This is a genomic window from Paenibacillus sp. sgz302148 (assembly GCF_056120465.1).
In genome coordinates this window covers 233,726-247,846 of the sequence record NZ_JBVYOJ010000010.1, presented here as the reverse complement: position 1 = coordinate 247,846, position 14,121 = coordinate 233,726, and the positions used below count along the sequence as shown (strand labels likewise).

Here is a 14,121-nt window from a genome sequence, read left to right as displayed (position 1 = left end):
TTGATGAGACAGGTACAACTTTCCAACCAAATTATAACCTCGCCTCCGGGGGCTGAATATAACAATATATTTGCCTCGGGTAACACGATATTGTCATGAGCGCACATCTGAAACGCTCGCTTTCCCCTAGGGTACGATGCATGCCCGTCGCATTTACGAAACAATCACAAATGGGTATTGAACCAATCTAAGATTCGCCGAAGATAATCTTTCTTGTTTGTCTCCTTCCACCCGATCGGGGCATGGCCTTCCCCGTGGTAAAGCACGTATTCGGCGGTTTTGCCGAGCCTGCGTAGAGCGGCATACATCGGTCCCGCCTGAGCCGAGCAAACCTCGTCTTCCGTTCCTTGCAGGATGAGCACAGGCGCTTGAATGCGATCGAATTCGAAGATCGGCGAGTTGCGTACGTACTTTTTGGGATTTTGCCAAAGCGTCTCTTGAAGGCCAGGCTGCCCGCCTTCCACATATCCAAAAAAATAATCCTGCGCCCGCGGATCAAAATGTGTCGCCTTACTGATTAGATTCGCAAAACCGGCCGAAACGACCGCCGCTTTAAACCAGCGTAGACGGGTAATCGCGACCATCGTATTGTATCCGCCGAACGAATGACCGATGATGCCGATTCGTTCCGAATCGATTTCGGCATGCGATACGAGCGCCTGCATCGCGGCATCTAACCCTCTTGCGATCGCGTCGGCAGGTTCGTCTCCCGTAACGGGCACCTCGGGTAGAAATACGGCATAGCCATGCGAGGTCAACAGATGATGATTTTCAAGCGAGAAGGGCGAGCATCCGAAATACCGAAGCCGCTCCGACATCCTCTCTCCAGCGTAAACCCGAACGATGACGGGAACCGGTCCTTTGACCCTGTTAGGCAGCATCAATACTCCCTTCACTTGCACATCTCCGAGCTGCCATTGCAAAAGCTTGACTGAGCTCAAACGGTCCGAGGGAATGCCCGGATTGAGCTCCCACGCCAGCTCGATTTGTTTCGTCTCCATATCCAGCATGCCTGCGAACACCGGCTCATTTTCGGACTCGGCAAAATAAATCAATTTTTCTTTGTCATCCACCCTGCCCATTGTCGCTCCCCCGACCATCCACGAATAAATCTTCCGCGGCTGCTCCAAAATGCATTCCCGCTGTCCGCTTAAAAGATCAACCCGGTAAAAGCCGCACAGCATCTCTCCAGGCTCGAGAGTTTGAACGATAACGCACGTTTCATCCATGGTGACTGGCGCCGAAACAATGTTCATCACATGATGATCCCACTCCGGCTCAACCTGCGTGATATCACCCGTCTGATGGTGATAATGCCATAAACGCCTCCGTCCTAACAAAAGAACGTCGCCATCTCGCAACGGAATGGGCGGGCAATGCGGATGAAACTGTATTTTCTCCGAATAAGCCAGCCTTCTAGGAGCAGACGCCCCGGTATGGACGGATACCGCCCACAAACCCCCATCAGCGAGCGCCCCCGAAGTGGTGTAGATGATGGACCGGTCGTCGACCCAAGCGAACGTGGGATGCTCCATTTTTACGCCTTGCGCAATACATCGGGGACTTCCGGTTAATGTCGAATGAATCGGCGTTACCCATAGGTCGTAAGTCAATTGTTGACTGCCCATCGATTCTTGGACAGCCCTACTTGCAAAGGCCAGCATCGTACCGTCAGGCGAAATCGCCATTTCTATAGGGTGGAGGCCTTCGGCGAGAACTTGAATCTCCCCCGACATGATGTTGACTTTGACAATATCCGCCCGGTAGCGGTTCACAAACGTAAGCGGCGAAGCATCCGAGTCCGCCGTTTGCCCCTTTTCCGATCTATACACCGAAATCGGATCGATTCCACGGGGCTCTATCGATGGCGGGCCAAACACCGATTCATCGACCTCTTCCGAAGGCATCGCCTTCAAGATTAGAGCATCGCCTTCAAGCGTCCATACCGGGTACTCGAAGCCATAAAAAGGGCGAGCGACGCACTCGCCGACTCGCCTTGCTCCCGTCTCTTCGCTCCAAATCCATATGCCTGCCTCGCCGCCCAAATCGCAATAAAAAGCGAGCTTATTCCCGCTCGGCGACCATACCCCGGACCAACTGCTGCAATGGGGATCAGGGATGATTTCAAATCCAGTTTTTTGCCGTAAGTCGTACAGCCATTGCGAGCACCCGGCATTTACCGACGAAACTCCTTTCGAACCCGAGTGGGGCCTGGACGAGGAAAGCGTGACCGACAACCATCGCCCGTCCGGCGATAATCGCGGCGGCAAGCCAATCGCCGGGGTTTTCATTTGTATCAAGCTTTCGATGGATAAAGATGACATGCAAATAACCTCCTACATTCATTTTTTTATAACAAAAAAAACCGGCCGACACACATCCAAGATGTGTTCGACTGGTTTTTTATGCCACCTTATTTAAAAATGCTTCGGAATAACGCCTTCCGGGATTTCCCCGTCCATGTCTAAATAATAATGCCGAATCGGCTTCAAATTGTCGTCAAGCTCGTAGACAAGCGGCGTGCCGGTCGGAATGTTCAGATCGACAATGCCGTCCCCGGAGACGTTGTCCAAATATTGGATCAATGCTCTTAAGCTGTTGCCGTGCGCCGAGACAATCGCTTTTTTGCCCTGTTTCAGAACGGGTACGACATGTTCGTTCCAGTAGGCCACGACGCGTTGCTCCGTGTCGAGAAGATTTTCCGTAAGCGGAACCTTGATGCCATTATACTTCGGGCTTGAAGCCTCGTATCTAGCGTCGTTTGGTTCCAGCTCGGGAGGCCGAGTGTCAACGGATCTTCTCCACAGCTGAACTTGGTCATCGCCGTACTGCCGGGCCGTCTCCGCTTTGTTGAGTCCTTGGAGCGCGCCGTAATGCCGCTCGTTCAGCATCCACGATTTATGTACGGGAATCCACATCAAATCCATTTCGTGCAGCACAATCCATAACGTGCGGATCGCTCTTTTGAGAAGTGAAGTAAAGGCTACATCGAACGCATACCCGTTATTCTTCAAAATTTCGCCCGCTTGCCTCGCTTCCTTCAGACCTTGCTCGGACAAATCGACGTCGGTCCAGCCGGTAAACCGGTTTTCCAGATTCCACACGCTTTGTCCGTGACGGATGAGTACAATTTTGATCATTGTACATCCCCCTTCCAGAACGATGATGTTTGGATGTGACGGACTGTTTCTTCTTTACTATTTTACCACACCTGTCAAGTTATTCAAGTTGCCGCTGCGGGCCAACGTGGATTTCCCGATTCGCCAGAACGGGTATACATGATTTTGTTCATCGGATCCCCTCTTCCTTTTTCATGTTGCTCACAATGTCTCCGCACATTTCCACGCATTCCGAGCAGATGTATGCTCCATGTCCCCTAATAAGTCGCCAAACATCATCCTGATGCATGCCGCAAAAAGAGCAGCGCACTCCCGGCCTACCTTCAACTCTGGTTACGATGTCTCTCGTGCCGATCACTTTTTCAGTTCCGAATAACGAATCGATCGAACAACGAAACAATGCGGAAAGCTTCGGCAGTAGGGCAATATCCGGGGTAGCAAGCCCGGTTTCCCATTTGGAAACGGCTTGTGCTGTAACGCCCAATAAATCTCCCAGTTCTTGCTGCGTCCAGTTTCGTTCGGTTCGTAGCGTTCTTATGCGCTCATTCACTTTATTGACATCCTGCATGCGGCCACCTTCTTTAATGTAATGTATTGCTTTCATCATTACATAAGTGGTATTGCCTGACAACATAAGCAAAGTTGTATGTATTCAACTGCTGGTTGAAGGCAGTTGTTCTATACCTCCGTTTTCCGACCAAAAACAAAAAACCGCGTTCTCCCGCGGCTTTACGATAGTCCTTATTTCTTTTTTGCTGAATCCGGGCTTTTTCGTTTGGTGAAAGAGTAGAACAGCGCAATGCGCCGGTCCCTCTCTGTTTGTTTGGTTACTAGATATTTGCGAAACGGGATTGAATGTCCCGAAACTCGTGCACGAAATCGACCGGTATCATCGGATCCTCCGTTTCAATTTCACGTTGATGCTGTTTCAGCAACCGGCTGGCTTCTTCGTTCAATCGGGTTACATCGTTGGTTTGGTGAAAAATGATATAGTTGAGCGTGTGACGCAGCTTAATGAAATCCTGCAAATAGGCGATCTCATCTTCAGTCACCGTGTTCGCTCCCAAATAACCCTTCATAAAACAGCGAAACAACGTTGTGCAGTATTCCGCTTTATTCTCGAATTCCCTGGGAGGGAAGCACAATGCATAATATAACGCAATCCCGATATCGTTAACAAAATAAGTGTAGCTGCAATCGTCAAAATCAAATAGATGGATGATTCCTTCATGCAAGTAAAAGTTTCGATTGTGGATATCCGCATGGACGAGCCCGTAAGTATCCTTCGTTCTAGGCAAGGCATGAAGCCGTTGCATTCTTTGCTTTACAAGAGGTTTCATCACGTCGCCGGGCTGAAGATATTTATCGGCTTTGAGTTGTTCTTCATCTTCCCATTCCTGGCGTTTGTACGCCGGGGAACTTAACGTATACTCCTTGGTAGCATGGTGGATTTTCCCCAGTAGTTCCCCCCATTTTTCGAAAAGCGATTCATCCCAAACTTCGGCTGTGATCGGTGTTCCCGGCGCTTTTTCGTAAGAAATCGCCAGAAACGAGCCTTGTCCCGCCGGGATCTCTTCTACCATTTGACCTCTCGTTGAGGGAACTGCTCGGGAAACGGACAGTCCTTGGTCCGCCAAATGGTTCAGCCATTCGATTTCGCCTAAAATGTATGGAATCGACCTTCTCAGAGTGTGCGTGATCTTGAGAATATATGATTTGCCGTTCTTCCTGTACTCGTAAACAAAGCTTTCAAAACCGCCAACGGAACGGACTTGATCTGCCGGAATGCCGTATCTTTGTATCGCTTCAAGCCGTATTTGCTCGGTGAACTGCTTTTGAATGGCTGGTATCATGCGGAATCGGATCTCCTTAAGTCGATTGTTCGTTTAGTTTATCAGACTTCATTGATCAAGAAGTACGGGAAGAATGTAATATACAAAAACAATCCCAAGGAGTAACGCCCGATCCCGACAAAAAGAAAACCTTTCCCGCATCCATCGGGAAAGGCCTTGAAAAGTATCATCTACGCAAAAGCAAGCTCAAAACGCTGTCCCGCCGCCACTGGCAATACGATTAGCCTACGGCACTCCGACTCGGTCGGAATCCCGGCATCGGTGCCGTCGCATAAAATGCTGACCACCTTTTGCCCTTGCGGTATGCGGATACGATGAGCGTTGTCGNACTGGCAATACGATTAGCCTACGGCACTCCGACTCGGTCGGAATCCCGGCATCGGTGCCGTCGCATAAAATGCTGACCACCTTTTGCCCTTGCGGTATGCGGATACGATGAGCGTTGTCGACATCCGCCCGCAGGACGAGCCGTCTGGCACGGCCGCCGCGCCAGACGAGATCGAGCTCGGCGCCGCCGCGTGCGCGCAGGCCGGTAAATTCGCCGTCCTGCCACGCCTCCGGTAGCGCGGGCAGCAGCTCGATTTCGCCGGCGTGGCTCTGCAGCAGCATCTCGGCGATACCCGCCGTACCGCCGAAGTTGCCGTCGATCTGGAACGGCGGATGCAGGTCGAGCAAGCTCGGAAGCGTCGATTTGCGCAGCAGCGTTAATACGTTCGCATAAGCTTGCTGCCCGTCGGCAAGTCTCGCCCAGAAGTTGACGATCCACGCGCAGCTCCAGCCCGTATGGCCGCCGCCGTAAGCAAGCCGGCGCTCCAGCGTGCGCCGCGCGGCTTGCGCCAGCTCCGGCGTATGCCGCAGCGTTATCGCATCCCCGGGATGCAGCGCATACAGATGCGAGATGTGCCGATGTCCGGGCTCGGCTTCCTCGTAGTCCTCGAACCATTCCAACAGCTGGCCGTGCTTGCCGATGCCCTGCTCCGGCAGGCGGCCGAGCGCATCCGACCACGCCGCGCGCAGCTCCGCGTCCAACCCAAGCCGTTCGCCGGCTTCGATGCATTGGCCGAACAAGCCGCGGATGAGCTGCGTGTCCATCGACGGGCCCATGCATACAACCGCCTTCTCGCCGTTCGGCAAAATGTATTCGTTCTCCGGCGAAATCGAAGGTCCGCTAAGCAAAAGCCCCTCCGGCGTTTCGTGCAGGTAATCGAGGTAGAACAGCGCCGCTTCGCGCATGATCGGGTACGCCTTGTCACGTAGAAACCGAACGTCCCGCGAGAACGAATAACGCTCCCACAGATGCGCGCATAACCACGCCGCCCCCATCGGCCAGAGGCCGTAGCGAACGGCGGCTCCCGGCGTCGTAAAGCCCCATATATCGGTGATGTGATGCGCAACGAAGCCGCGGCAGCCGTAATGCACTTCTGCGGTTCGCCTGCCCGGTTCGACAAGCGTTTCGATAAAATCGAACAACGGCTCATGACATTCAGCAAGGTTGCACGTCTCCGCATGCCAGTAATTCATTTGCAAATTGATATTCAGGTGGAAATCGCTCTCCCACGGCGGCGTCATGCTCTCGTTCCAAATGCCTTGCAGATTGGCGGGCAACGTTCCTCGTCGACTGCTAGAGATTAGCAGGTAGCGGCCGAACTGAAAGTACAATTCGACCAGCCCCGCATCCTCGCCGCCTTGCTGCATCCGATGCAGCCGTTCATCGGTCGGCAGCTGTGCGGGCTGCCCGCCGGTTCCCGGCTGACCTGCGCCGATGCCCGACGCGGCTTCAAGCTCGCCGAGCCGCAGCTCGCACCGCGCATACAGCGCGCGGTAATCGCGCACGTGCGCATCCAGCAGCTGCGCGTACGGCTGCGCCGCGGCCCGCTCCAGCGTCGCTCGCGACGCCGCTTGCGGGTCGCCGCCGCGGAAATCGCTCGCCGCGCTCAGTAGCAGCGTCGCCGCATCGGCTCCGCAGACGACGACTGCGCCGTCCGCGGCTATAGCGGTGCCGCCCTCCGCGGCGACCGCCAGCTCGGCGCAGAAGGCGAGCCCGGCGCCGCCGTCAACGCGGCCGCGCAAGGCAAGCCGCGAGGCTCCGGCGACGGTGCAGGCGGCATCGCGTTCGCGCGCAAGCGAGACGCGGAACGTTAGCGCGCCGGGCTCGCTGGCGGTGAGCCGCACCGCGATGACCCCGTCCGCGGCGCTGGCGAAATATTCGCGGCGGTACGACACTCCGCCCGCGCGGAAGCTCATACATGCGACCGCACGCTCCAGGTCCAGCTCGCGCTCATATTCGCTCGCCTCCACATCATCCAAGCGATCCCATTCCATGACGAGCTCGCCTAACGGCTCATACGGCTTGATCCGCTTCGGCTTGCTGATCAAAGTCTCCTCGGCGAGCGCCCCCGCTTCGGTTAATCGGCCCTCCAGCAGCAGCCGGCGCACTTCGCGCAAATGAGCAGGCCCTTCCGGATTGTTCCGATCCATCGGGCCGCCGCTCCATATCGTTTCCTCGTTCAGAGGCACTACGTCTTTGACGATACCGCCCAATATCATCGCACCCAACCGGCCGTTGCCGATCGGCATGCCGTGATCCCATTGCGGTGCAGGCGAACGGTACCATAATCGCCTGCCTTCCTTTCTGCTCTTTTTCATTCGGCTGCTTCCCCTCTTCCATGCTATTCGGAAGTAATTGTAACAACCGCAGCTGCCGAACCATATGCATATTTCTTATTTGTTTTTGTACAAAATGAAGAATTAGTCACTGTAATGTTTGTATGTAGCTTTCTTTCCCAACCGACAATGTCGCTTGCAGCGGCAAATGATCCGATGCGAAGGGGATTGTCCGCACGGCTTCGACAGTATCGATTTCGATTGCGGAGCTTGCAAACACGTAATCCAATTGAAAGATCGGACGAAACGACGGAAAAGTGCAGCATGGCGACTTTCCTGCGGCATAGCATATATCGGTCATATGAGATGACATTTGCCTCCACCTGGCAGTCCCCGGCCGCATATTCATGTCCCCCATCACAATAGCCGGTTGCGGGCCGTTTTTGATTTTGTTTCGGATATATTCCGTTTGTTTTTTATGCAGCAACGGGTTCAGGCTAAGATGCGTAACATAAACTTTCACCGGCTGGTCGTGTATGAGTACGTCGGTTTCCAGAAGGGCACGTCCTTCAATGATTTTGATATAAAAATCCATCGGATGATTGTGAGCCGACGTAATCGGATAACGGGACAACAAAGCGTTTCCGTATTGCCTAACCGTCATGCCCTTCCTAGGTCGAAAACTTACCGTCTCACCAAAAGCAAAGTACATCCCTAACCTTTCCGCGAGCCATGAGGCCTGATCGACATAAGCGCTTCTCCTCATGAAGCATCGGTCCACTTCATTTAATCCGACAAGCTCCGCACCGTTCTCTTCGATCATGCCGGCGGTACGTTCCAAATCCAACTTGCCGTCGGTTCCTTTTCCGTGGTGCATATTGAATGTCATGACCTTGAATTTCAACGCCGATTCCCCCTTCGCCCCGCAATGAAAAGACTCTAACCGCCGTACAAGTGTTAGAGTCTTATTTTGCATCAATGTTCAGCTATATTCAACGATCATTGATTTTTTTGTTGCGATTGCGATTGCGAAGTTAGAATGGACGATTGCAGTTGGCTGCCGATTGTTCGATCGCCGACGTTAACATTTCTTTTGCGATGGTCGCTGCCGCTTCTGCTTTTTTGAGCAAATTTGCGTCAATTTGCGGCAATGTTGACCTCCGGTTGGTAGTGCTTCGCAATATTGTTGTATTGTTGTCGAATATCAAGCCTTTTATGTACCCAATAAATCCCCCCGTATCTTACTCCCCCATAAAATCGTGATTTTGAAGGATTGGATTGTGCGGTTGGTTGGGAATCGTTAACCGGAATGTTGAAGCGAATTCAAATGCACAATAAAAACTGCTGTCTAACAAAAAACAAGGTGGTGATTCCTGTGCAATGGATTGCTTCATTATTTAACGGTACGAATAGGCGTAGAACAATTTGGTCTTTATTGGCCATAGGCGGATTAGGTGCCACCGCTATTGGGATGTCAAGACGTCGCTTGAATGGGGCCAAAAGGCGGCAAATGTTCCAGCCATTCAAAAGATTGCTACAAAACCGCTAAAAATCGTCGTCGACAACAAAACGGACGCTCGTTCCGAATCTGTACGGGATAAGGTATAATGGAAACGACAACGAATCCCGTGGAGATCCGCTATGAACTCGATGAATCAAGCGCTGTTATTAAAACAATACATGTCCAACATGCAAACCAACGTCCTTATGGCCGATCTCAGCAAAGTACCGCGCCATTGGGGGAATTCAGGGTATGTGCCGGACTACCATAAATTTTATTTCTTTCTTGGCGGCGAGGGGGAAATCGCGATTAACGGCGTCGGTTACGATCCGAAGCCGGGAGATCTGATGCTTATCCCTTCCGGCGTGCAGCAGGCGCATGGGACGATCAGCGACGATACGTACTATAAATATTGGTGCCATTTCTCCGCTGCCGTCGGCGATTTGAGCATCTTTGAATTGATTCGCGGGCCTATTTTACTGACGATGCATGAACCTGAACGGATCGAGGCGCTGTTCGCGGAGCTTGTCCGCTATCATTACAAAGAAGAAGCGACCGCTGTCTGGAAGGTTAATGCGCTGCTGCTCGATTTGTTGTACTGCTATTTCGAGCAGGGCGGCATGGAACATGTTCCTTTGGAAGGGTCGCTGACGCTGGACAAGATGGAATCGGTCGTCCGTTACATGGAGGCACATTTGGCGGAACCGGTTGCGATGGACGATCTAGCCAAGATCGTCCACCTGCATCCGAATTATTTCAGCCAATTGTTCCGCAGCATGCTGGGCATCCCTCCGCTGCAATACTTGAATCAGCTGCGCATTAAGAAGGCGCAGTCCTTGCTGCTCGGCACCGAACTTTCGGTTACGCAAGTCGCCTCCGAAGTCGGCATGGAGCTGCACTATTTCAGCCGGACGTTCCGTAACCGGGTCGGGTTCACCCCTTCAGATTACCGCAAGGCCGTGCGGCCGTAGACAAAAGTGCCACGATGCGTCACGGGAATACCCGCATTCCGTCGTCCCATCGTTCATCATGGGCTATGCTATGCAACCGGCGATGCCGGCCATGCCGATCCCATTTCTTCAGATCGAATATACCAGCGCTTCGGCCATGTCATATTTCCGGGAGCCGTTCAAGTTCGGCGTATAGATATGGAAGCTGACCGCCCTGCTGCGGTTCGGATTGCTCATCTTATGAATTTGATGCTTCGTAGCGTAGAAGAACCCATTTTTGCCGATCCGCCTCTCGCAAATGACCGACGGTATTCCGCGCTCGTTCAGCGCGTATTCCGTGTTGATCATTTCTCCTTCCAGCACCATCGCGCAGCCGATCGACTCCCCGTGATCGTGCACGAACGTTTCTCCGTAAGCGGGAAGGTGGATGACGGCGACCTCGATATCGTCCGTCTTGAGCAGCATATTTTTCCCGTATGGCAGCTCCTTCGGTTCCGTGACGGATTTTTGGATGAATTCATCCGTGAACTGAATCGATTCGATCACTTTCCGCAGCTGCTGCGGTTTTTTTTCTCCCATCCTGTCTAAATTCTCCTTGATCCATTCCTGCAATGTCATATCCTCTTGCTCCTCCTTTGTTAAGTAAGCCGCCGAAACTTGCTTTTGCCTGTTGGAAAGAAGTCTTTCAAAGATCTGATATTATTACAAAACCTTTGGTTTTCCATAAAAAAAACTTATATATTGCTCATGGAATATGCAGATCACTCTTCCAATGTATGATCGGGAGGAGGAAACGGTTACGGCATCACGCTCTGTATTTCCAAATATTCGCAACCTATTTTGAAGATGCTTCGTTTGTTAAAACATAAGCATTGTATCGGGGGGCGATCGTTTGAAGCGTTTCTGTTCCATCCTACTGTTTGTTTTCCTTCTAGGTTGTACGGAACGTCACGAATTGTCGGAGAAACAAATTGTCTCACAGCATTTCCCCATGACGATGTTTCCGACGGCGGATACTGGTCATTGGACGGGAAAACTTTAGAGGAACTTCAGCCCTTGCCATTCCTAGAGTGGAGACAGTCATGGGTAAAGAAATATTCGGGATAAAAAAAGCTCCTATTCGAAGCCCCCTCCACGAAGATATTAAAACAAAAAAACGGCATACGCCGTTTTCTTGATTCATCATGATTGCCGATCAATCATGTCCCGTTGAACGTCCCTTTCAGGAACGAATACATATCGTCCTCCCCTGGGGAATATATTCACTGAACGCCTCACTATTGTTGACCAACCGTCTTCGCCTCGCAATTCGTTTTGACTCTGACAGCTTGCTTCTTATAGTAAGAAGGCGACACGCCCGTATACTTCTTGAACATTCGCGAGAAATACGTCACGTCTCCAAGTCCGACCTGAAAGCAAACTTCCGTTATGGATAGATCCGATCGCGTGAGGAGCTCGGTTGCTTTCTCGATGCGCAGTTCAATCAAATAATCGTTGTACGTTCTGCCCGTAAATTGCTTGAACAAGTCGCAAAAACGCGTTTTCGAGAGCAAAGCGATCTTGCATGCGTGATCCAGGCGGATCTCCTTGTTATAGTTTTGATGAATATAATCCATCGCGGCGGCGATGAGCGGCCGGAATTTATCCGACTTATCGATCATCTCCCGCACTTCGTCTTCCCGGTAGGCCCGAATGATAATGGACAATAGCTTCAGCAGGTTGCCTTTAATCATCAGCTCGTAATACGGCTTGCGCGTGTTAAATTCCCGGTTCATCTCGCGCAGCAATTGATTGACCTGGTAGTCGACGTTGTCCGTTAAGGTAATTTTGGGCTTGACCTTGTCCTCCGTCGTCAGAAACTGCTCCAGATAGGCGTAGTCGAAAAAATCGTTTTGCAATGGCAATTGCCCAAAGCGGTCGTTGATGAAATCGGGCATAAATTCACAGCCGATGATCTCGTACCCGTTGCCTGGCGTCGTTTCGATGCGGTGTACCGAAAAAGGCGGAATAATGAACAGGTTTCCTTTCACCATCTTGTGCCTCTCGTTATTCACGCAATGGATGAGTTCCCCCTTGCTCACATACAAAATTTGAATATAGTCGTGGTAATAATCTTCCGTAACCGACTCGAAATTTTCATTGATGCTGTATATTTTGCAAGGGAGATTGCTGCTCATTTCCCGCCCCGAATAAAAAAACCGGTAGCCGTTGTAGTACAGCACTTGTTCCGCTTTGGCAACGAACGGAATCATGGAAACACTCCTTTCGGCTTATTACCTCCATCACCTGTTATTCTTAAGTATAAAGGGTTGCAAAAGGGAACATTGGGATTTTTGTTCGGCATTGTTGAAATATAGTACGAGAATGATCAACCTCCCCGACTGGTTTGAATAATCAACCTATTTTCTTTAGCATACTTTTTTTCGATTTCAATAAATTTGTTAATTGTCCGCGATTTTTGGATAATATTACGCAATCTTCCGCACCGGGCCATTGTTCCGGGAACGCAAAAGAACCCCCCGCAAAGCGGAGCCTGGCTTCGAAGCTGCACTGACAACTAGACCTTTCCGATACATGCAAAAAAAGAGCCTTTCGGCTCTTTTTTCGGTCCTTCTTCTCGCTTATTTGCTCGAGTACACTTCGATCGCGGCCAAGGTCGGGCACCAGCGGGATGCCGTAATGTTTACGCGGAGATTGCGGGTCGTAACTTCGTCGAACTTGCAGATGCGCTTGCGGCCGATGATCGTGTTCGAGAGCAGCGGCTTCCACTCGCCGCCTGCTTTGTATTCGATCGTGAAGCTTTCGACCCGTTGACTCATGCGGTGTTCCTTCAGCACGATATGGTCGAACGAAGCTTCCTGCGCCAGCTCGATTTCGATCGTCGCTTGCTCGGTGCCTTCGTTCGGCGCCCAATACGTGTCCGGATTGCCGTCGACGATGCTGGCCGCCTCATGGCCGCTCTGCGTTTCAGAAGCGGTGACGGTTGCGCCCGCCGCCAGATCGTTGCTGAAAATGCGGCGGATCGTATCACCCAGTTCCTGCAGCCGTTGCATGTCGTTTTCGTGGAACAGGCCGCGCCTGTCCGGCGGGATGTTGAGCAGGAACGACGCGTTGCCGCCGACCGATCCGTAATAAACGTGCATGAGTTGCTCCAGCGATTTCACTTGGTCGTCCTGTGAAGCATGGTAGAACCAGCCCGGGCGAATCGACGTGTTGACTTCCGCCGGATACCAGATCAAATTATTCTCGTGCTGAATAATCGCGCGGCTGCCAAGATCCTCGTCTTCCGAGCTGTAGCGCTTCGCGAACTCGGCGTTGTCCTCCTGCTGGGATTCGGAATGGATCTTCTCGTTGTCTCTAAGCGATCCCGGCACGACGCTCCATTCCGATTTGCGGCAATGGCCCGCTTCGTTACCGCACCAGCGGATGTCCGGTCCGCACACGTTGATCACCGCGTTCGGCTGCAGCTCGCGAATGACGGAGTAATAAGCGTCCCAATCGTACACTTGGCGTTTGCCGTTCGGGCCTTCGCCGCAGGCGCCGTCAAACCAGACGCAAAAAATATCGCCGTAATTCGTCAGCAGCTCCCTTAGCTGGTTCACGAAAAACGCATTGTAAGCCGGCGAATCGCCGTAGGTCGGCTCGTGGCGATCCCATGGCGACAAATAAACGCCGAACTTGATGCCGCCTTTGCGGCAAGCATCCGCGACTTCCTTCACGATGTCGCCTTGCCCGTTTTTCCATGGGCTGTTCTTGACCGTATGCTCCGTATATTGGCTTGGCCACAAGCAGAAGCCGTCATGGTGCTTGCACGTCAGAATGAGCCCTTTCATCCCTGCGGCAAGACAACCTTGTACCCATTGATCGGCGTCGAATTCGGTCGGGTTGAAGATCGAAGGGCTCTCGGTTCCATGCCCCCATTCTTCGTCCGTGAACGTGTTGACGGTAAAATGGACAAACGAATAAAATTCCATGTCCTGCAGAGCGAGCTGACGCTCCGAAGGCTTCACATTGGCGGCTTTATAAATGATATCGTTCAAGCTCATCCTAAGTTCCTCCCTAGTAAATCCACGCGAAGATTATGATATAGTCCT

General features: G+C 52.1%; 10 protein-coding genes. 1 reads left to right on the top strand and 9 read right to left on the bottom strand.

Going from position 1 to position 14,121, the window contains the following annotated elements:
* Nucleotides 1-164: 164 nt before the first annotated feature.
* The 6 genes from AC0LWM_RS16920 to AC0LWM_RS16895 form a co-directional block, all read right to left on the bottom strand.
* The gene (locus AC0LWM_RS16920; protein ID WP_474676146.1) at nt 165-2,324 is read right to left on the bottom strand and encodes a S9 family peptidase; all 2,160 of its coding nucleotides are present in this window, start codon (nt 2,322-2,324) and stop codon (nt 165-167) included.
* Nucleotides 2,325-2,417: 93 nt separating this feature from the next.
* Nucleotides 2,418-3,140 carry a 2,3-diphosphoglycerate-dependent phosphoglycerate mutase gene (gene gpmA / locus AC0LWM_RS16915; RefSeq protein ID WP_474676145.1) on the bottom strand — a complete coding sequence of 241 codons (723 nt, stop codon included), beginning with the start codon at nt 3,138-3,140 and terminating at the stop codon, nt 2,418-2,420.
* A 148-nt stretch (nt 3,141-3,288) separates the two neighbouring features.
* Nucleotides 3,289-3,687, bottom strand: a complete 399-nt coding sequence (locus AC0LWM_RS16910; RefSeq protein WP_474676144.1) for a helix-turn-helix domain-containing protein — start codon at nt 3,685-3,687, stop codon at nt 3,289-3,291.
* A 262-nt stretch (nt 3,688-3,949) separates the two neighbouring features.
* Entirely contained in the window at nt 3,950-4,972 is a 1,023-nt protein-coding gene (locus AC0LWM_RS16905) for a phosphotransferase enzyme family protein (RefSeq protein WP_474676143.1), read from the bottom strand.
* A 225-nt stretch (nt 4,973-5,197) separates the two neighbouring features.
* Nucleotides 5,198-7,618 carry a glycoside hydrolase family 95 protein gene (locus AC0LWM_RS16900; protein WP_474676142.1) on the bottom strand — a complete coding sequence of 807 codons (2,421 nt, stop codon included), beginning with the start codon at nt 7,616-7,618 and terminating at the stop codon, nt 5,198-5,200.
* Nucleotides 7,619-7,724: 106 nt separating this feature from the next.
* Complete coding sequence (locus AC0LWM_RS16895; RefSeq protein ID WP_474676141.1) at nt 7,725-8,480, bottom strand: endonuclease/exonuclease/phosphatase family protein; 756 nt, start codon at nt 8,478-8,480, stop codon at nt 7,725-7,727.
* A 737-nt stretch (nt 8,481-9,217) separates the two neighbouring features.
* Between AC0LWM_RS16895 and AC0LWM_RS16890 the strand changes: the two genes are divergently transcribed.
* Complete coding sequence (locus AC0LWM_RS16890) at nt 9,218-10,048, top strand: helix-turn-helix domain-containing protein (protein ID WP_474676140.1); 831 nt, start codon at nt 9,218-9,220, stop codon at nt 10,046-10,048.
* 108 nt (nt 10,049-10,156) lie between these two features.
* Here AC0LWM_RS16890 and AC0LWM_RS16885 read toward each other — a convergent pair whose 3' ends face one another.
* The 3 genes from AC0LWM_RS16885 to AC0LWM_RS16875 form a co-directional block, all read right to left on the bottom strand.
* Nucleotides 10,157-10,606, bottom strand: coding sequence for a cysteine dioxygenase (locus tag AC0LWM_RS16885; RefSeq protein WP_474676139.1), 450 nt, complete (start codon nt 10,604-10,606; stop codon nt 10,157-10,159).
* A 698-nt stretch (nt 10,607-11,304) separates the two neighbouring features.
* Nucleotides 11,305-12,279 (bottom strand): AraC family transcriptional regulator, encoded by a 975-nt coding sequence (locus AC0LWM_RS16880; protein WP_474676138.1) that lies wholly within the window; start codon nt 12,277-12,279, stop codon nt 11,305-11,307.
* A 369-nt stretch (nt 12,280-12,648) separates the two neighbouring features.
* Complete coding sequence (locus tag AC0LWM_RS16875; protein WP_474676137.1) at nt 12,649-14,073, bottom strand: alpha-L-fucosidase; 1,425 nt, start codon at nt 14,071-14,073, stop codon at nt 12,649-12,651.
* Between the last annotated feature and the right edge of the window lie 48 nt (nt 14,074-14,121).

Bases quoted from the DNA above. Each gene is read 5' to 3' on its own strand.
- AC0LWM_RS16920 (WP_474676146.1), bottom strand. From the start codon at position 2,324: ATGTCATCTTTATCCATCGAAAGCTTGATACAAATGAAAACCCCGGCG.
- gpmA (WP_474676145.1), bottom strand. From the start codon at position 3,140: ATGATCAAAATTGTACTCATCCGTCACGGACAAAGCGTGTGGAATCTG.
- AC0LWM_RS16910 (WP_474676144.1), bottom strand. From the start codon at position 3,687: ATGCAGGATGTCAATAAAGTGAATGAGCGCATAAGAACGCTACGAACC.
- AC0LWM_RS16905 (WP_474676143.1), bottom strand. From the start codon at position 4,972: ATGATACCAGCCATTCAAAAGCAGTTCACCGAGCAAATACGGCTTGAA.
- AC0LWM_RS16890 (WP_474676140.1), top strand. From the start codon at position 9,218: ATGAACTCGATGAATCAAGCGCTGTTATTAAAACAATACATGTCCAAC.
- AC0LWM_RS16885 (WP_474676139.1), bottom strand. From the start codon at position 10,606: ATGGGAGAAAAAAAACCGCAGCAGCTGCGGAAAGTGATCGAATCGATT.
- AC0LWM_RS16880 (WP_474676138.1), bottom strand. From the start codon at position 12,279: ATGATTCCGTTCGTTGCCAAAGCGGAACAAGTGCTGTACTACAACGGC.
- AC0LWM_RS16875 (WP_474676137.1), bottom strand. From the start codon at position 14,073: ATGAGCTTGAACGATATCATTTATAAAGCCGCCAATGTGAAGCCTTCG.